The sequence below is a fragment of the Rhizobium sp. YTUHZ044 genome, from assembly GCF_051123975.1.
Lineage (GTDB): Bacteria > Pseudomonadota > Alphaproteobacteria > Rhizobiales > Rhizobiaceae > Rhizobium.
The window spans coordinates 44,564-61,435 of the sequence record NZ_CP101427.1; the positions used below are offsets into that span (position 1 = coordinate 44,564).

Annotated in this window: 20 protein-coding genes; 16 read left to right on the forward strand and 4 right to left on the reverse strand. The window is 60.5% G+C overall.

What is annotated here, in order from left to right; all coding sequences use genetic code 11:
• Positions 1–2 precede the first annotated feature (2 nt).
• The 4 genes from NL154_RS23025 (at position 3) to NL154_RS23040 (ending at position 2,895) form a co-directional block, all read left to right on the forward strand.
• The gene (locus NL154_RS23025) at positions 3–788 is read left to right on the forward strand and encodes a transporter substrate-binding domain-containing protein (protein ID WP_210631931.1); all 786 of its coding nucleotides are present in this window, start codon (positions 3–5) and stop codon (positions 786–788) included.
• Between the two features lie 76 nt (positions 789–864).
• On the forward strand, positions 865–1,536 hold the full coding sequence (locus NL154_RS23030; protein WP_210631932.1) for an amino acid ABC transporter permease: 672 nt from the start codon (positions 865–867) through the stop codon (positions 1,534–1,536).
• Entirely contained in the window at positions 1,533–2,192 is a 660-nt protein-coding gene (locus NL154_RS23035) for an amino acid ABC transporter permease (protein ID WP_184456575.1), read from the forward strand. The genes NL154_RS23030 and NL154_RS23035 overlap by 4 nt, the downstream gene beginning before the upstream one ends.
• On the forward strand, positions 2,170–2,895 hold the full coding sequence (locus NL154_RS23040) for an amino acid ABC transporter ATP-binding protein (protein WP_210631934.1): 726 nt from the start codon (positions 2,170–2,172) through the stop codon (positions 2,893–2,895). Before NL154_RS23035 ends, NL154_RS23040 begins: the two co-directional genes overlap by 23 nt.
• On the opposite strand, the gene NL154_RS23045 is transcribed toward NL154_RS23040, so the two are convergent.
• The 3 genes from NL154_RS23045 to NL154_RS23055 form a co-directional block, all read right to left on the reverse strand.
• Positions 2,896–3,558, reverse strand: coding sequence for a ZinT family metal-binding protein (locus NL154_RS23045; RefSeq protein ID WP_221165081.1), 663 nt, complete (start codon positions 3,556–3,558; stop codon positions 2,896–2,898). It lies immediately after the preceding gene.
• Positions 3,559–3,899: 341 nt separating this feature from the next.
• Positions 3,900–4,634: a PspA/IM30 family protein gene (locus NL154_RS23050; RefSeq protein ID WP_210631935.1), complete on the reverse strand. Its 735-nt coding sequence runs from the start codon at positions 4,632–4,634 to the stop codon at positions 3,900–3,902.
• Positions 4,631–5,077 (reverse strand): YjfI family protein, encoded by a 447-nt coding sequence (locus NL154_RS23055; protein ID WP_210631936.1) that lies wholly within the window; start codon positions 5,075–5,077, stop codon positions 4,631–4,633. The genes NL154_RS23050 and NL154_RS23055 overlap by 4 nt, the downstream gene beginning before the upstream one ends.
• A gap of 104 nt (positions 5,078–5,181) precedes the next feature.
• Here NL154_RS23055 and NL154_RS23060 point away from each other — a divergent pair, with 104 nt between their 5' ends.
• Genes NL154_RS23060 through NL154_RS23080 form a run of 5 tightly spaced genes read left to right on the forward strand, consistent with a single transcriptional unit; the run spans position 5,182 to position 9,095 of the window.
• Positions 5,182–6,237 carry an ion channel gene (locus NL154_RS23060; RefSeq protein ID WP_210631937.1) on the forward strand — a complete coding sequence of 352 codons (1,056 nt, stop codon included), beginning with the start codon at positions 5,182–5,184 and terminating at the stop codon, positions 6,235–6,237.
• Positions 6,234–6,893 carry a YjfK family protein gene (locus tag NL154_RS23065; RefSeq protein WP_210631938.1) on the forward strand — a complete coding sequence of 220 codons (660 nt, stop codon included), beginning with the start codon at positions 6,234–6,236 and terminating at the stop codon, positions 6,891–6,893. The genes NL154_RS23060 and NL154_RS23065 overlap by 4 nt, the downstream gene beginning before the upstream one ends.
• A gap of 33 nt (positions 6,894–6,926) precedes the next feature.
• On the forward strand, positions 6,927–7,328 hold the full coding sequence (locus tag NL154_RS23070; protein ID WP_210631939.1) for a DUF350 domain-containing protein: 402 nt from the start codon (positions 6,927–6,929) through the stop codon (positions 7,326–7,328).
• An 11-nt stretch (positions 7,329–7,339) separates the two neighbouring features.
• The gene (locus NL154_RS23075) at positions 7,340–7,936 is read left to right on the forward strand and encodes a DUF1190 domain-containing protein (protein WP_210631940.1); all 597 of its coding nucleotides are present in this window, start codon (positions 7,340–7,342) and stop codon (positions 7,934–7,936) included.
• A gap of 1 nt (position 7,937) precedes the next feature.
• Positions 7,938–9,095: a glutathionylspermidine synthase family protein gene (locus NL154_RS23080; RefSeq protein WP_221165082.1), complete on the forward strand. Its 1,158-nt coding sequence runs from the start codon at positions 7,938–7,940 to the stop codon at positions 9,093–9,095.
• A 203-nt stretch (positions 9,096–9,298) separates the two neighbouring features.
• Here NL154_RS23080 and NL154_RS23085 read toward each other — a convergent pair whose 3' ends face one another.
• Positions 9,299–10,726, reverse strand: a complete 1,428-nt coding sequence (locus tag NL154_RS23085; RefSeq protein WP_434733963.1) for an ISNCY family transposase — start codon at positions 10,724–10,726, stop codon at positions 9,299–9,301.
• Positions 10,727–10,923: 197 nt separating this feature from the next.
• Here NL154_RS23085 and NL154_RS23090 point away from each other — a divergent pair, with 197 nt between their 5' ends.
• From NL154_RS23090 to NL154_RS23120, 7 genes are all read left to right on the forward strand, one after another.
• Complete coding sequence (locus NL154_RS23090; protein ID WP_221098023.1) at positions 10,924–11,412, forward strand: amidohydrolase family protein; 489 nt, start codon at positions 10,924–10,926, stop codon at positions 11,410–11,412.
• Between the two features lie 57 nt (positions 11,413–11,469).
• A complete protein-coding gene (locus NL154_RS23095; RefSeq protein ID WP_434734263.1) occupies positions 11,470–12,141 on the forward strand; it encodes a GntR family transcriptional regulator in 672 nt (223 codons plus the stop codon).
• Between the two features lie 94 nt (positions 12,142–12,235).
• On the forward strand, positions 12,236–13,087 hold the full coding sequence (locus tag NL154_RS23100) for a transporter substrate-binding domain-containing protein (protein WP_434734264.1): 852 nt from the start codon (positions 12,236–12,238) through the stop codon (positions 13,085–13,087).
• A 74-nt stretch (positions 13,088–13,161) separates the two neighbouring features.
• The gene (locus tag NL154_RS23105) at positions 13,162–13,875 is read left to right on the forward strand and encodes an ABC transporter permease (RefSeq protein WP_168297908.1); all 714 of its coding nucleotides are present in this window, start codon (positions 13,162–13,164) and stop codon (positions 13,873–13,875) included.
• Positions 13,872–14,564 (forward strand): ABC transporter permease, encoded by a 693-nt coding sequence (locus tag NL154_RS23110; protein ID WP_434734265.1) that lies wholly within the window; start codon positions 13,872–13,874, stop codon positions 14,562–14,564. The genes NL154_RS23105 and NL154_RS23110 overlap by 4 nt, the downstream gene beginning before the upstream one ends.
• A 38-nt stretch (positions 14,565–14,602) precedes the next feature.
• Positions 14,603–16,195 (forward strand): gamma-glutamyltransferase, encoded by a 1,593-nt coding sequence (gene ggt, locus NL154_RS23115; RefSeq protein ID WP_434734266.1) that lies wholly within the window; start codon positions 14,603–14,605, stop codon positions 16,193–16,195.
• Positions 16,196–16,245: 50 nt separating this feature from the next.
• A complete protein-coding gene (locus NL154_RS23120; protein ID WP_434734267.1) occupies positions 16,246–16,839 on the forward strand; it encodes a cysteine hydrolase family protein in 594 nt (197 codons plus the stop codon).
• The last annotated feature ends 33 nt before the right edge of the window (positions 16,840–16,872 follow it).

Genomic DNA, 16,872 nt, shown 5'->3' on the forward strand with positions numbered 1-16,872 from the left:
ACATGCTGACCAGACGGATCTTCTTCGCAATCGCGGCTCTCGCCGCGACCTTCAGCTTCAACTCGCCGTCTCACGCCGATGCTCTTGCCGACATTACGGCGCGCGGTACGTTGCGTGTCGCAGTCCCGCAGGATTTCCCGCCTTTCGGCAGTGTCGGCACCGATATGGCGCCGGTGGGCTACGATATCGACATGGCCAATCTCATTGCCCAAAAGCTTGGCGTCAAAGCCGAACTTGTGCCGGTCACGAGCGCCAACCGCGTCCCCTATCTGCAGACGAACAAGGTCGATCTCGTCATATCGAGCCTCGGCAAGAATGCGGAGCGCGAAAAGGTGATCGATTTCTCGGTCGCCTACGCGCCCTTCTTCAACGGCGTGTTCGGTCCGGCCGATCTTTCGGTCGCCAAGGCGGAAGATCTCGCGGGCAAGAGCATCGGCGTCACACGCGGCGCCGTGGAGGATCTCGAGCTGACGAAGATCGCGCCGGCCGATGCGACCATCAAGCGTTACGAGGACAATAACGGCACCATCTCGGCGTTCCTCTCCGGCCAGGTCGACATCATTGCTACCGGCAACGTCGTGGCGGCTGCGATCCTCGCCAAAAACCCTCCCAAGCGCCCTGAGCTGAAGTTTCTGATCAAGAACTCGCCCTGCTACATCGGCCTCAACAAGGAACAGTCCGCGCTTCTGGAGAAGGTGAACGGCATTGTCGCCGCCGCCAAAGCCGATGGCAGCTTGAATGCGATATCGCAGAAGTGGCTCGGTGCCGGTCTGCCGTCCGATCTTTAAGGAAACCAGGGTCTCGCGCATGTCTCCTGCGGCCGCGGGATGACATGCGCTCCGTCACCGCGAGAGGGGACATTCCTTGAGCTACCATTTCGAATTCGGCTGGCTGCTTCAATATTATCCCGAGATCATCAAGGGTGTGCTGATCACCCTGGAGCTTATCGCGATCGGTGGTGTGCTCGGCATTTCGCTCGGCATCGTCTGCGCTTGGGTGCGGGCGCTTGGCCCGGTCTGGCTGAAGCCGGTCGCTGCGGCCTATGTGGAACTGATCCGCAACACCCCGTTCCTGATCCAGCTTTTCTTCATCTTCTTCGGTCTGCCGTCGCTCGGCCTCCACCTTTCCGAATTGACAGCCGCCAATCTTGCGATGGTCGTCAACCTTGGCGCCTATAGCTGCGAGATTATCCGCGCCGGCATCCAGGCGACGCCGAAAGGCCAGTTCGAGGCAGGCGAGAGCCTCGCCATGACGCGCTTCGAGACTTTCCGCCATGTCGTTCTCGTGCCGTCGCTGCAGCGCATCTGGCCAGCGCTGTCGTCGCAAGTGGTCATCGTCATGCTCGGCTCGGCGGTCGTATCGCAGATCGCCGCCGAGGATCTGACCTTCGCCGCGAATTTCATACAATCGCGAACCTTTCGAGCCTTCGAGGCCTACATCGTCTCGACATCAATCTATCTCGCGCTGGCGATCCTGCTCCGGCAGGTGCTGGGCCTGATCGGCTGGTTCATTTTCCCGAGGAGAGCAGCACGATGATCACGTTCACGCTCTGGGACATTCTGCGCAACCTGCTGCTTGCCACCCGCTGGACGATCCTCCTTTCGCTCGTCTCGTTCGTCGGCGGCAGCCTGGTCGGCTTGGGCCTGCTGTTCCTGCGCATCAGCAGGCGCAAGGCCGGCCGGGCGTTTGCGAAATATTATATCGAGCTCTTCCAGGGTACGCCGCTGCTGATGCAGCTCTTCATCGCCTTTTTCGGTCTCGGCCTCTTCGGAATAGACGTGCCGGCCTGGCTTGCGGCGGGATTGGCGCTGATCCTATGGAGCGCCGCCTTTCTCACCGAGATCTGGCGGGGCTGCGTCGAAGCGGTTGCGAAGGGGCAATGGGAAGCCTCCGCCAGCCTCGGCATGGGCCGTCTGCAGCAGATGCGCTACGTCATTCTTCCACAGGCGCTGAGGATCGCCATACCGCCGACCGTCGGTTTCTCCGTTCAGATCATCAAGGGCACGGCGCTGACCTCGATCATCGGCTTCGTCGAATTGTCGAAGGCAGGCACCGTGGTCACCAACGCCACCTTCCAGCCCTTCACCGTCTATGGGCTCGTGGCGCTCATCTATTTTGCCCTTTGCTGGCCCTTGTCGAAAAGCAGCCAGATCCTGGAGAGAAAACTCAATGTCGCTCATCGAAATCACTGACGTCCGCAAGAGCTACGGATCCAACGAGGTGCTGAAAGGCATCAATCTGAATGTCGAGCCTGGCGAGGTCATTGCCATTATCGGCAAGAGCGGCTCGGGCAAATCGACCCTGCTTCGCTGCATCAATGGCCTGGAGACCATCACCGACGGTTCCATCTCCGTGGCCGGCGCACAGCTTCTCGATGACGAAGTTCACCTGAAGGCGCTGCGTCTGAAGGTCGGCATGATCTTTCAGCAATTCAATCTTTTCCCGCATCTGACTGCCGGCGGCAACGTCATGCTGTCGCAGACGGTGGTCAAAAAGACACCCAAGGCCGAAGCGGAAGCGACCGCCCGCAGGATGCTGGAGCGGGTAGGTCTGGGCCACAGGTTCGATGCCTATCCGGACGAGCTCTCGGGCGGACAACAGCAGCGCGTCGCCATCGCCCGCGCGCTCGCCATGCAGCCGACCGCCCTTCTTTGCGACGAGATCACATCGGCGCTCGATCCGGAACTGGTCGCCGAAGTTCTGGCCGTCGTGCGCGAACTTGCCGCCGAGGGAATGACGCTGCTGATGGTCACGCACGAGATGCGGTTCGCCCGCGACGTCTGCAGCCGCGTCGTCTTCATGCATCAGGGCCGTGTCCATGAAGCCGGTCGGCCGGAGGATGTCTTCGCCGATCCGCAAACTGCCGAGCTCAGGCACTTTCTCGGTGTCAGCTAGTCAGTGGCTCAGCATCTCCTCGGCGATCTGTTTCCCATTCAGGCTCGATGGGTAATAGGTCGGCCAGTTGGTGACCTCGTTCAGTAGTGCGGCACGGTCGTTGCCCCAATAGAGATGGTAGTGATCCGCCTTCTCAGGGGCGACGAGGTGGTCGCTGAACTGAATGAACTGCGGTGCGGCGTCATCGCCGGCGCTTTTCCTGAAGATGAAACGAACCCCTCGATTACCCTTCTTATAGGTGAGGATTTCGCGGCCATCCGTCTCGTAGTCTCCGCTGACGGAGTCCTTGCCACGGAAAAAGGTAACCTTCTTTCCGTTGATGACGATCCGGTCGACGTCGGTCTTGTATCCCGTGTCGTAGTAGGCACGATATTCTCCGGCGCTCTTATCGCCATGTCTCGCCTTGTCGGCCATCACCGGATCCAAGGTTCCGTCGACAAGAAAGGGGTAGACGGACTGCCAGTCGTCCTCCCAGTCCGACAGTTCACGCGCCTTTACCTGATCGTCGTCGAAATACCCATCATACACCGACCCCTGTTTATCGTGGGAATGGCTGTGGCTGTGATTGTTTCCCGAAGATGTCTCAGCGCCTGCCATTCCTGCAAAAGTCAATGTTGCGGATACAGCCAGTGCGTAGCTGAGTGTTGTGATCGCCTTGTTCATTCGCTGAAACCCTTCTGACTGGCCGGCACGGCTTGTGCCCGTCCAGTGATGTAATAACATAACAGTGGCCAATTAGCGTGCTTTGACGGCAAGCGCAAGGCGGAAATCGCCGATGCGCATCGCCTCGATGACCATTCAAATGCATGACATTCAAGTGAATTCGGGACGCGCCCGTCGCTGCAAGAGCTCCGGTTCAACCCGCATCGATGTCGAAACCCGGGATCGTGCTGGTGTCATGGGCGCGGTCGGCGAGCGCGGGCTTGGCCGGCTGCAACGTCAGAGTTCGGCGTGCGGCCGCTCTGTCTTCGATCTCTCCGACAGGGCGGCCGCTCCGGGTATTCTCAGTCCTTGTTGCCAGCGGGCGGCGGGAGCAGGACGGGCTCGGCCGAATGCTTTGGTGCCATCAACTGTGCAAGGATGTCGTCCGCCGATTCACGGGAACCGCCAATGCCGGCCTCGCGCAGCTGACGGTCGAGATCGCTGCCGTTTTCCAGCGCGGCCAGTTCCGCGCCGGCCTCGATGCGCCCGGCCGTCATTTCCTGGCGCTTCTTGATGCGTTCGAGACTTTGGACGGCGCTGCCGAGACGGGTATTGATGCCCGACTGGTTATGGGCAATCGCCGACTGAGCGCGCAGCAGCGACTCGTTGGCTTTGACATTCTCCACCTCGCGTTTCATCTGAGCGATCCGCGATTCGGTTTCCTGGATCGTGCGCAGCATCTGCTGCTGGCGGGGCAGCAGCCGGTCGAGCTCTTCCTGGTCTCGCTGCGTTTCGGCGCGAATGTTGGCAATGCGCTGAGCGAGACCCTGCGCCAGATCCGTGCGGCCCGCTGAGATCGCCGCGCGGGCGCTGTCGGTGTCCTTGGCTTCCTTCGCGCGGTTTTCTTCAAGCCGGCGCATGACGCTCTTGTTCGACGCCATGATACCGGCCAGATCGGATCGCGCCCGGCGCAGCGACTGTTCGGCATCGCGGATTTCCTGGTCGAGAATGCGCATCGACTGGCTGTCGGCGGCCGCTTCCGCTGCCTCGTTAATGCCGCCGCGAATGGCGGTGAAAATCTTTCCCCAGGTGCTCACGCTGCAATCTCCCCGCTTTTCCATTCTTCAATCATGTGTGCGGCGTCGACCGCATTGGCAGCCAGAATGGCGACTTCCTCGACCACGGTTTCGGCCGACGAACGTGCCGACAGCGAGCCGAACAATTCGTACCATTCCTCACCGTCAATCGTGGTGATGCCGAAGCTCGACAGCGGCACGAACTTGTGCGTCTTGAGAACCATCCGTTCGAAGGCCTCCCGCTTGGGCACGTCCTTGCATGGCACCAGGACAACGCTGACAAGAATATCGCGCTCTCCGCTCACCGCGACGAAGACGTCGAGATCGCCTCTTTCCTTGAGAGTTACGCAGATAACGTCCCCATGTTCCGGCACGGCTACATCCACATCGCCCAGCGCTTCCGGGTCGGCTGCGAACAGGCGCGTTAAAGTGGTAAGGCTCCAGGTCTCCAAAAAGTCCTCCATCGGTTAGAGCGTCGCAAATATCTGGGTAATCGGTTTACAACTTAAAGGTCTAGCGCGCGAAATAAATTTCGGTAGGGTAGGGGTCAGCAACGGGGGCGAATCGCTTGCCATTTATCGCTTCATTACTGCGGCGTGTATATCTGTCGCTCGGCGAATTGGCGTGGTCAGCCCTTCTTGTTATCCTCGTTGTGCATCTGGTTACTTCCTATTTGCTCTTTATGCTGGCCGGGGAAGGCGATCTCGTCGGCAACCCGGTCGACTTTCTTTACTATTACATGATTACGGCAACGACTGTCGGTTATGGCGATCTTTCCCCAAAATCGGGCCTCGGCCGGATCATTACCGTCCTGGTCGTTCTGCCCGGTGGCATCGCCATCTTTACCGCTGTTCTTGGCAAGTTGTTGACAGCGATCGGTACGATTTGGAGAAATCGCATGCGCGGATTGGGTGATTACAGCGAACGCACCGGTCATATCGTCGTTTTGGGATGGCAAGAGGGGCAGACATACCAGACGTTACGGCTGCTGCACTCCGAACGGCATGCCAACGAACCGATGACGGTTCTGGTCGCCAAGGATCTGCCGGAAAATCCCGCCAGCAATTATGCCGACTACGTCCGCACGGAACGGCTTGCCGATGCCGACGCTTTGTTGCGGGCCGGAGTGGCCCAGGCGCGGGCAGTCATCGCCCGCGGCGCAAATGACGATGAAACGCTGGCCGCGGTGCTGATCGCCGAGGATCATGCGCCCAATGCCCATATCGTCGCCTATTTCGCCGACGACCGCACAGCACAGATGGTCAAGCAGCGTCGGCCGCGTGTCGAGGCGGTGGGTTCCCTCGCCGAGGAGCTTCTGTCGCGTTCCGCACGTGATCCGGGTTCTTCGGAAATCGCCGCACGGCTGTTGTCGGCTGCCTCCACCGACACGGCCTTTTCCCTGGCGGTGCCGGCCTTGCACGCACCGCTCTCCTATGGCGACATGTTTTTAAGCCTCAAGCGTCGGCACCATGTGACGCTCGTCGGCATGCTGAGCCACGGCGTAACGGACCTTAATTGCCGGGACGAGACGCTGATGCGGGGCGGCGAGACGCTTTACTACATCAGCGAAATTCGGCTAGATCCCGCTGCCATAGCCTGGGCTCGAATGGGAGACGTGACATGATCGGCTGGTTCGGCGGAAACAAGAGCGAGGGGGCCTTACCCGAAGAACTCGGCCCCTTGAGTGCGGCCATCGGCGGGGCGCTCGAGATCGATTTCCTCTCGCTCGAAGCCGATGCTTTGGGCGGCGAGCCTGCCATGCCGCTGCCGCGAAGCGGGCCGTTCATCATTGCCGGCTACGGTGAGGTTTCGCTCGACGCCGCGACGGTTCTGTCGCGCTACTACGATGAAGAAAACCGGATGATTCAGGTGATGTCGGCGTCGGGTAAGCCGGGTGAGGCGATCGACGACATCAGCTTTTATCAGCCTTGGGACAGCGTCGTGCCCGTCGGCCAGAGCGAATGGAACCGCTGGACCGGGCCGGGCGGCCTGATCGGCCAGCCATCCTATGATGCTGACGGGATCCTCTATAACCGGTTCTGGGGCGACGGTCCGGAACGGGCGCAATTGGTGGAATTTGTTGAAAAGGTCAGCGATGGTGAAACGCAGCGCTCCATCCATCAGACCTGCATGCTGTATTACCGCCCGCTTGGCTCGACGCGCGAAATGCTACTGATCAATGTCGAGCGCGACCTCGATTTTGGGCAGAGCCAGGCGGGCAGCTCGGTGGAATTTCTGATCGGTTATGGATTGGCTCCGGCCGACGTTCGTCGCGTCTGAGGGACCTATCAATTTCAACGGAGGACTTTTTCGATGCTCGACTACGTGGCGGGCCTGCCTGCTTTCCTTGGTTATTTCGCCATCGGGCTCGCCGCCTACGGCGTTTTCGCGGTGATCTACACCTGGTTGACGCCGCAACAGGAGGTCCAACTGATCCGGGCGGGCAATCTTGCTGCCGTCACCGCGTTCTTAGGCGCGCTTGTCGGTTTCAGCTTGCCTCTGGCTTCCGCCGCAGCCAATTCCGTCAGCGTCATCGATTACATCATATGGGCGGTGATAGGCACTCTGGCGCAGATCCTTGCTTTCTACATCGCGAACTTCACCATGAAGGACCTGCATGAAAAAATCACTGCCGGTGATATCGCGGCGGGCCTGTGGGGCGGCGGAATAGCGCTCGTCATCGGTCTGCTCAACGCTGCCTGCATGACCTATTGAGGGAGGGAAAAATGCGCAGACGTATGAGCGGGCACAGGCGACCTTTGCTGGCCCTTGGCACCATCGCCGCCTCGACACTGGCGCTGTCCGGGTGCGGCGAGGAGGCCCCTTCGGATATAATGTTCACGTCCGTCGACCAATGCGTGGCTGCGGGCATGGACCGGCAGGTCTGCCAAGCCAGCTATCAGGATGCGATGCGCGCCCATCTCGCCACCGCGCCGCGTTTCAACGGCATGGCCGCCTGCGAGGCCGAATACGGCAAGGGCCAGTGCACCGAACAGCCGGCCAATACCGTCACCAACAACAATACCGGCGGAGGCGGCAGCTTCTTCGTGCCGTTCCTGGCGGGCTACATGCTGTCTTCGGCACTCAACAATATCGGCGACTATTACGACTATCGCCGGCGCCAGGAGGCGAATGGCTCCTATTATGGCTCGACGCCGATTTATCGCAACCGCTCTGGGCAGACGGTCACAACCACCGTTCGCTCGGGTGGCGACAGCGTGACTGTGCCCGCGCGCCAGAGTGTCAAGCCGGTCAACGTCAATACCCGCACCGTTGCCCGGCAAGGCTTCGGCGGCCGTTCGTCCTTTAGTTTCGGCGGATGACATGAAACGCATCACCCTCCCGCCGCGTCCTGACTGGCGTGACAAGGCGCAGGCCGTCGGCTTCGGATTTCACGTCATGTATGGCGAGCCCTACTGGCTCGACGATGCCGCCTATACGTTCACGCTCGAGGAGATCGAGAAGCAGATCGAACAGCCGAGCCAGGAACTGCACGATATGTGCATGGATCTGGTCGGCGAGATCGTGAGCAGCGAAGAGGCACTCGACAGGCTGGCCATTCCGGCGGACCTGCGTGATGTAGTGCAGCGGTCCTGGCAGCGCCGCGACCGGCACCTCTACGGCCGTTTCGATCTTGCTTATGATGGCAATGGCCCGGCCAAGCTACTCGAATACAACGCCGATACCCCGACCTCGGCGTTCGAGACGGCCTATTTCCAGTTCAACTGGCTGACCGATCAGATCGCTTTGGGTGTTCTGCCCAAAGATGCGGACCAGTATAATTTCCTGCAGGAAAGTCTTGTCGAGGCGTTCGATCAATTTCCCAAGGAGCCCATCTTCCATTTCGCCGCGATAACCGACAATGAGGAGGATCGCGGCACGACGGTCTACCTCATGGATTGTGCGGTGCAGGCCGGCCATCGCGTCGAGCTTCTGGACATTCGGGAGATCGGCATCGATGCGCAGGGCCGCTACACCGACCTCAAGGATCGGGTGATCGACCGCTGCTTCAAACTCTACCCATGGGAATTCATGCTGCGCGAGCCTTTCGCGCGCGAACTTGCCCGCTCGGGCGATGTTTTCGTCGAGCCCGCCTGGAAGGCCGTGCTCTCCAACAAGGGGCTTCTGCCGCTGCTCTGGCAGCGCCACCCCAATCACCCCAACCTGCTGCCGAGTTATTTCACCGACGACCCGGCGGCTTCGACCTTGACCGACTACGTGCGCAAACCACTCTTGTCGCGAGAAGGCGAGAACGTCACAATTTTTCGAGATGGGCGGGAAGCGTTTTCCGCACCGGGCGATTACGGCGAGGAAGGTTTCGTTATCCAGGCCTATGCCCCGCTTTTCGAAAGCGATAACGGCTTTGCTGTGCTCGGCAGCTGGGTTGCCGGTGATCGCGCCTGCGGTCTTGCCGTTCGCGAAGACCGCGCGCGTATAACGGCCAATCTATCACGTTTCGTGCCACACGTCATAATGGAATGATTCGCTACAATTCCCGTATCAGTGTAATGTCAAAGCTGATTAGAGATGCGGCGCCGCTGGCCAGTTAGAAATGCGACGCTCTGGCTGTCCCGGCCCTGCCGGTCAGCCCCCGATCCGACCGGCTGGGCCGGATTGCAGGGAGGAGCGGGGGCGGGTAGGACGCACCCCTTCGGCTTTAGCTTTGAGACTATGTCCCTCACCCTTCATTCCGCAGCTTCCATCCGCGCCAGCGCCTTCTGTCGTTTGGCAATCACCTCCGGATCGTTCATGAAGTCCGTCCGCCGGCCGGGCTTGCGGCCACACTTCTGATAACCATTTCCCTGGCTGCCATCCGGTATCCCAAACATATGATCCGTCTGACCGGTGCGGCGAGGGCCGCTTTTACTGCGCTGCAGTTCCCGTCCAGCCTGCAGCTCAGCGACGATCGAAAGCATGTCGTCCAAACGCTTGTTCTCGACGACCTCCGGCCGGTGGATCGACCGCAATGTGTCGAAGGTTCTGTAGGGCAGGGTAAAACTCTCGTGCATGATCTCGAGGCGGCCGTCCGGGTAGTCGCAAACGACGACCTTCTTACCCGCCAGGGGCCTGGAAAGCTCCGTCGGATCGAGAATGAACAAGACCTTGTCGTAGCGGAGCGTCAGGGACTGCGACAGCGTGCGGACCTCCTTCCGGCACATGGCACCATCGAGGTTCTCATGATCGGCCACAGGACGATGCATGTCCTTCGGATTGCGCGGCGGTTTGCCAAAACGGACATTGAAATCCTCGATAAACGCCGGTGCATAGAGGTTTGCGGCCTCGATCGTGTCGATGCCGCGAAGCCGCAGTTCCTTCACCAGCCGATCCTGCAGCGTCTGATTGGCTCGTTCGACGCGTCCCTTGGCCTGCGGGGTGTTGGCGCAGATGATGTCGATGTTGAGCTCATAAAGCGCTCGCCCGAACTGCGTCAGGCCGCTCGTCCGGTCTTTCTCCGACGCATGGATCGAACGAAAGACACCATGCTTGTCGCTGTAGAACGCCAGAGGCTTGCCCCATTGCTGCAGATAGGCCTTCGTCGCATGCAAGTAATCGAACGTGTTCTCCGATCCGGCAAACCGCAGATGTAAGAGCTTGCCGGTAGCATCGTCGATGTAGACGAGCAGGGCGCACTTGGGGCCGCGGTTCTCGAACCACCAGTGATGCGAGCCATCGATCTGGACGAGCTCGCCGAGACAATCCCGCCGGCCGCGCGGCTGGAAAACCCGCTTCTTACGTTCGCGCCGCGAGATCCAGATGCCAGCCTCGGTCATCCATTGGCGCAGCGTCTCCTTGGCGACCGAAATCTGATGCAGTTCGATCAGCTTCTCGCGCGCCAGCGTCGGACCGAAATCCAGATAGCGTTCGCGGATCAGATCCAGCGCCGCATTGCGAAAATCCTCGCTGTGGCGCCGATTGCTCGGTCGGGATCGCTTCTTCGAAACCAGGCCGGCTTCACCGAAACGGTCATAGTCCCGCAGCAGCCGATGAACCTGACTTCGACTGAGATCAAGCAACTCGGCGGCCTGGATAATGCTCAGGCGCCGGTCGCGGATCTTCTGAATGACTTCGAGGCGATGCAACTCTTTCTGCGACATGGTGATCAAACAGGACATCACGACTCCGACCGCTCATGGTCTCGACCAGGCTGAAGGTCGTCATCCTTGCTCCCAACGTTGGCGTTGACCAGAACGTCGAGAGGCGAGACTGTCGCATCTCTAACTGGCCCAACTGTCGCATTACTAAATAGCCGCTACATGTAAATGTGGCGTAACCAGATTTATGGAACTGCCATGTGGGTTAGGATCTGGTAGTGGCCTATCTCATGCAACCCACCGTCCCCCCTGGCCAGATGGGTCTGCCGCTCGAGCCGACGCTGTCGCGCATCGGCCGCGAGAACTGGGCGCGCTCGTACGCCTGGCGCGCCATTCGCGATGCCGGCATCGACCTGATCTTCTCGACAGATTGGCCGGTTTCTCCAGTGTCGCCGATACTGTCAATTCATTCGGCCATGACGCGTAAGCCCTGGACCGACGATCAGCCGGACAATCGGCAGACTCTTATGGAGGCGCTGGACGCCTATACTGTCCGGGGTGCCTATGCCGAATTTGCCGAATCCTGGAAGGGCCAGCTGAAACCGGGCTTCGTCGCCGACCTTGTCATCTGGGATCACGATCTTCAAGCCATTGAGCCCGACGAAATGGTCAAAGTCGCGCCGCGCTACACGATCTGCGGGGGGCGGCTCACCTACGCAGCTGAGCCAACGATACAGGTCGAGACCGAAGCCGGTCAGGAAGCTTGACGAAGCGGAAGGCTCATGATTGTATCATTGGATACAAAAATCCGGAGTGATCCCTCGATGTCTTCCTCCATTGCTTCATTTGGACAGCATAGCTCGACGGCAGAGGAAGAAGCGTATCGACATATTCAGCAGGCCCTTCGGCTCGGCCGCTACAAACCGGGCAAACGCTTGATTCCTGAGGACATCGCAGCCGATATCGGCATGAGCCGGATGCCGGTGCGGGAGGCATTCCGGCGCCTTGCGTCCGACGGGTTGGTGGTTCTGCGTCCCAATCGCGGCTGCATCGTCGCCGGGCTGACGGTTGATGAACTCTACGAGATTTTCGAAATGCGATCCGTGTTGGAGGGGCTTGCCGTCAGGTTGTCGATGCCGCGGATCGACGACGACGAACTCGATGACTTGGAACGCCTGCTTGACCGCATGGAGCGCGCTGGCCAGAGCGGAAGCAATGATTGGGTGGTCCGGCACCAGGAATTTCACGGCAAGATATGTGCGCTGAGTCATAGGCCCAAGCTTGTCCACCAGATCTCGGCACTGCACGTGGTGATCGAACCCTATATGCGCATCTGGTTCGACTATATCGAGAAGCCGCTTTCCGCTCGGGAAGAGCATGCCGCACTGATTGCGGCTTTGCGTTCCGGCGACGCGCCCCACGCCGAACAGGTGATGCGGGATCATATTCTCGGCACGGCGCCAATGCTGGCCGAGTTCGTGACCCCGGGCGAGTGATCAACGCCGACCGGAGAGAATGGCCCTAGACCGGCAATCAGATCGGTGTGGGCGACGGGAACAGCTAGATAAGAGTTAAAATAGGGGAACTGACATGAAAATTCATCGACTGGCCGCGGTCGCGGCAGTACTCGGCATGCTCGGCTTTGGCCAGACCGCCCTCGCCCAGGACGCTCCAAAGGCCATAACCATCGCGACAGAGGGTGCCTATGCGCCCTGGAATTTCACCAATGCCGACGGCAAACTGGACGGGCTCGAAATCGAACTGGCCAATGATCTCTGCGCGCGCATGAAGATCACATGCACGATCATCGCGCAGAACTGGGACGGACTTATTCCATCGCTGAAGGTCGGCAAGTTCGATGTGATCATGGCCGGCATGTTCATCACGCCAAAGCGGCTTGAGACCATAGACTTCACCCAGCCCTACGCGGTCGACCCGGGTGGGTTCGCGGTCGCCAAGGACAGCGAGCTCGGCAAGCTCGGCCTGTCCGCGGAAAAGTTCAATCTGGACGACGAGGCCGCATCCATGGCCGCGATCGAGAAGCTGAAGCCGCTGCTGAAGGGTAAGGTGGTCGGCGTACAGTCGGCCACTATGATGGGGGAGTTCGTAAAGAAATATTTCGGCGACACCGTGGAAATCCGTGAATACAAGACGACTGAGCAACATGACCTCGACCTCGCCGCGGGGCGGATCGACGCTATTTTTGCGCAGCAGACGGCGCTCACCGCGACACTCTCGAAACCCGAACTTGCCGATTACACCTTGGCCGGACCCGGCTTTGTAGGAGGCATGTTCGGACTGGGAACAGGCGCTGGCCTGCGCAAGGAAGATACGAAGCTCAAGGAGATGCTGAATACCGCAATAGACGAGGCGATCGCCGACGGCACCATCAAGCGTATCTCGGAGAAATGGGTGAAGACAGATGTGACACCGGTCAAGTAGGCGCGGGCGGACCTGCCCGGCGGAGCGGCGCGGGCCGTTTGCGCCGGGCAGCGCGCTGAAAGGCTAGGACTCACATGATCAACCTTATGCATCTCTTGGGCCTGGAAAAGGGAGGCTGGGGAGCCGCTCTGCTTCTCGCATCCAGTGTTACGCTTGCGCTATCCGTTCTCGGCTTTCTCCTCGGCGCGGTGTTTGGTGCCGCGGCAGCTGCAGGCCGGCTCTCTTCTCGCGGCGTCCCCGCTTGGCTCGCCCACGTCTACGGCACCGTATTTCGCGGTGTGCCCGACTTGCTGACGATATACCTGCTCTACTACGGCGGCAGTATTGCACTGACGCAGATTGGCAAGTTTTTGGGCGCTGCCGGCTTCGTCGGGCTCCCGACTTTTGCGACGGGCGTCCTCGCGATCGGCGTCATATCGGGCGCTTACCAGGGGGAGGTCTATCGCGGCGCCTACCAGGCCGTGGACCGCGGCCAGTCCGACGCCTGCAAGGCGCTTGGCCTGTCCCGATCTCAATCGCTGCGCCTCGTCATCGTACCGCAACTGATGCGCCACGCCCTGCCGGGGCTCGGCAATGTCTGGCAGTTGGTGCTCAAAGACTCGGCGCTGATCTCCGTCATCGGCCTCGTCGAACTGATGCGCCAGGCGCAGATCGGAGCCGGCTCGACGCGGGAACCTTTCATCTTCTATGTCGCCGCCGCCGCGCTCTACTTCGTTATCGCCGCCGTAACCGCTTCCGTCTTCCGGTATGGCGAGGCGCGGGCCTGGAGAGGCATGGTCCACGCATGATCGACGTCGCCTTCTTTCTGCAGATCATTCCCGTCCTGCTTGCTGGCCTGCCTTTGACCCTGCAGCTGACTGCAGCCTCGATGGGCATCGGTTTCCTAATGGCCCTGCTGCTCGCACTCGCCCAACAGGGAAATCGCCGGATCGTGGTCTTGCCCATCCGTGCCTTCGTTGCAGTCTTTCGCGGAACACCCCTGCTGGTGCAGATCTTCCTCATCTATTATGGTCTCGGTCAGTTCCGGCCGTGGCTTCAAGCGATCGGAACCTGGTCATTGTTCCGCGAGCCTTACTGGTGCGCCATCATCGCGCTCAGTCTGAATGAAGCTGCCTATGGAAGCGAAATTCTGCGCGGCGCGATAAGGGCTGTGCCGCGCGGCCTGGTCGAGGCCGCTACGGCCTCAGGCATGTCGAAGCTTCTGACGCTGCGCCTGATCGTGCTGCCTCTGGCCCTGCGCCAGGCGATCCCGAATTACAGCAACGAGATCATCCTCATGGTCAAGGGCACGTCGCTGGCCTCGATCATCACCCTCATGGAGGTCACCGGCATCGCTCAAGACCTGATCTCGCAAACCTATCGCGCCGTCGAGGTCTTCGTGGCAGCCGGCGCCATCTATCTCACCCTCAACTTTGTAATCATCTCGGCGCTGAATGCGCTCGAAACCTGGCTCACGCCCTATCGGGCGCGGGTCTGAGACATACCTTGCTGCCAATGACCAGGAGAATGAACCACATGCGCAACTTCGAGAAGCCGACACGATCAGTTGCCGTGTCGCGCCACGCGATGGCGGCGACCTCGCACCCTGCAGCGACCCTTGCGGCGCTGCAGATCATGGAAGGCGGCGGCAATGCCATGGATGCCGCCATTGCCGCGTGCGCGGTGCAATGCGTCGTCGAACCGGGCTCGACCGGCATCGGCGGGGACTGTTTCGCACTTTATGCGCCCGGCGGATCGGACAAGGTCATTGCCTACAATGGATCGGGCCGCACCCCTGCCGCGCTGACGGCCGGCTGGTTTGACGAGCGAGGGCTGACGGAGGTGGCACGCCAGTCACCCGCTGCGGTCACCGTCCCCGGGGCGATAGACGCATGGACACGCCTGCACGCCGATCACGGCCACCTCCCTTTCGCTGACGTGCTCGCGCCGGCAATCCGCCTTGCCGAAGGTGGTTATGCGATCACGCCGCGCGTCCATCGCGATTGGTCGTTGGAAGAAAAACTGCTTGCCGCCGACGCGACGGCAGCGCGGATCTTCCTTCCTGGCGGGCGGGCGCCGAAGATCGGCGAGGTACATCGGCAGCCGGAGCTGGCGGAAACCCTGAAGCGCATCGCCGCCGAGGGACGCGACGGCTTCTATGGTGGTCCCGTCGCCGAGGATATAGTCGCCTATCTACGTTCTCTGGGCGGGCTTCACACGGTGGAAGACTTCGCCAATGCCCGCGGTGAATATGTAGCCCCTGTCACCACCGACTTCCGCGGCTACACGATTCACGAATGCCCGCCCAACGGCCAGGGCATCATCGCGCTCCTGATCCTCAACATCCTGAGCCGCTTCGACGCTCACGGCGACCCGCAATCGCCGGACCGGCTGCATATCGAGATCGAAGCAACACGCCTGGCCTATGCCGCCCGTGATGCCTGGATCGCCGATCCGGACAAGGCGGAAGTGCCAGTCGATGAGTTGCTGTCGGATGCGTTGGCCGACTGGCTCGCGGCGATGATCGACTTGAAGAAGGCGCTGACCGACTTGCCGCCGTTCGAAATGCCGCTTCATCGCGACACCGTCTATATCTCGGTCGTCGACCGTGACCGCAATGCCGTCAGCTTCATCAATTCGATCTTCGACAGTTTCGGCACAGGCCTCGTGGCGCCACGTTCTGGCGTTATACTGCATAATCGCGGCCAGAGTTTCTCGCTCAAACCCGGCCATCCCAACCGTATTGGCCCGTCGAAGCGGCCGTTGCACACGATCATCCCGGGCATGGTGACCCGCAACGGCCGGGTCGAGATGCCCTTCGGCGTGATGGGCGGCTATTATCAGGCCCTTGGCCATGCGCACCTGATCTCCAAGGTTTTCGATTACGGGATGGATATGCAGGAGGCGATCGATATGCCGCGCGTAATGCCGACGTCCGAAGGAACGAGAGTGGAGGCCGAGCACACGATTGACGGCGCGACTAAAGCCGAACTCGAACGGCGGGGCTTCACCTTCTCTCCCGCTGCGGACCCGATTGGCGGCGCACAGGCGATCCGCATCGACTGGGAGAACGGTACGCTCACCGGCGCGTCGGAGCCACGGAAAGACGGAATTGCGCTGGGAATCTGAGGATTTCGGCCTTCACAACTATGTTGCACCAGCTTAACCGAAGGGACGATATGGCGCGCGCAATCCTCGTGATCGACGTTCAAAAGGTCTATACCGACCCGGCTTCACCCTTGCATTGCGTCGGCAATGCCGACGTAATCGCTAACATCAATGCTATCGTGGCCGCGGCGGAAACGGCGGGCGACCTCGTGGTTCACATCCGCCATGTCCATCGCGCGGATGGCTCGGATGCCGGCCGAATGTTCGATTTCCGCGGCGAGGTGGGCGAACTCGGATTTGTCGCGGGCACCGAAGAGGTCGATGATGACCCGAGACTCAGGATTCCCACCGGCGCCCTGACGATCAGCAAGCAGCGCTATTCCAGCTTCGTGGGCACAGGTCTCGACCGGATGCTGCGGGAAAGGTCGATACAGCGGATCGTGGTCACCGGGTTCATGACCAATTTCTGCTGTGAGGCAACCGTGAGGGATGCGCATGACCTCGACTACTTCGTCGATTTCCCTGTTGACGCAACTGGGTGCCCCGACCTATCCGAAACGGCAGCGCAGGACACGATCAAGGCAGGCACGGCCGCGACCCTGGCCGCAGGCTTCGCAAGGGTCATGACGACAGCGGAATGGCTGACAGTATTCCAAGCCCGATGAGTGGATACTAAGCACCTCCGGCCCGGTTCCACA

Excerpts from the sequence above, each read along its gene's own strand:
- NL154_RS23085 (WP_434733963.1), bottom strand. The coding sequence starts at position 10,726 with ATGTCCTGTTTGATCACCATGTCGCAGAAAGAGTTGCATCGCCTCGAA.
- NL154_RS23065 (WP_210631938.1), top strand. The coding sequence starts at position 6,234 with ATGATCGGCTGGTTCGGCGGAAACAAGAGCGAGGGGGCCTTACCCGAA.
- NL154_RS23080 (WP_221165082.1), top strand. The coding sequence starts at position 7,938 with ATGAAACGCATCACCCTCCCGCCGCGTCCTGACTGGCGTGACAAGGCG.
- NL154_RS23105 (WP_168297908.1), top strand. The coding sequence starts at position 13,162 with ATGATCAACCTTATGCATCTCTTGGGCCTGGAAAAGGGAGGCTGGGGA.
- NL154_RS23025 (WP_210631931.1), top strand. The coding sequence starts at position 3 with ATGCTGACCAGACGGATCTTCTTCGCAATCGCGGCTCTCGCCGCGACC.
- NL154_RS23035 (WP_184456575.1), top strand. The coding sequence starts at position 1,533 with ATGATCACGTTCACGCTCTGGGACATTCTGCGCAACCTGCTGCTTGCC.
- NL154_RS23075 (WP_210631940.1), top strand. The coding sequence starts at position 7,340 with ATGCGCAGACGTATGAGCGGGCACAGGCGACCTTTGCTGGCCCTTGGC.
- NL154_RS23045 (WP_221165081.1), bottom strand. The coding sequence starts at position 3,558 with ATGAACAAGGCGATCACAACACTCAGCTACGCACTGGCTGTATCCGCA.
- NL154_RS23070 (WP_210631939.1), top strand. The coding sequence starts at position 6,927 with ATGCTCGACTACGTGGCGGGCCTGCCTGCTTTCCTTGGTTATTTCGCC.
- NL154_RS23120 (WP_434734267.1), top strand. The coding sequence starts at position 16,246 with ATGGCGCGCGCAATCCTCGTGATCGACGTTCAAAAGGTCTATACCGAC.
- ggt (WP_434734266.1), top strand. The coding sequence starts at position 14,603 with ATGCGCAACTTCGAGAAGCCGACACGATCAGTTGCCGTGTCGCGCCAC.
- NL154_RS23055 (WP_210631936.1), bottom strand. The coding sequence starts at position 5,077 with ATGGAGGACTTTTTGGAGACCTGGAGCCTTACCACTTTAACGCGCCTG.
- NL154_RS23110 (WP_434734265.1), top strand. The coding sequence starts at position 13,872 with ATGATCGACGTCGCCTTCTTTCTGCAGATCATTCCCGTCCTGCTTGCT.
- NL154_RS23100 (WP_434734264.1), top strand. The coding sequence starts at position 12,236 with ATGAAAATTCATCGACTGGCCGCGGTCGCGGCAGTACTCGGCATGCTC.
- NL154_RS23040 (WP_210631934.1), top strand. The coding sequence starts at position 2,170 with ATGTCGCTCATCGAAATCACTGACGTCCGCAAGAGCTACGGATCCAAC.
- NL154_RS23095 (WP_434734263.1), top strand. The coding sequence starts at position 11,470 with ATGTCTTCCTCCATTGCTTCATTTGGACAGCATAGCTCGACGGCAGAG.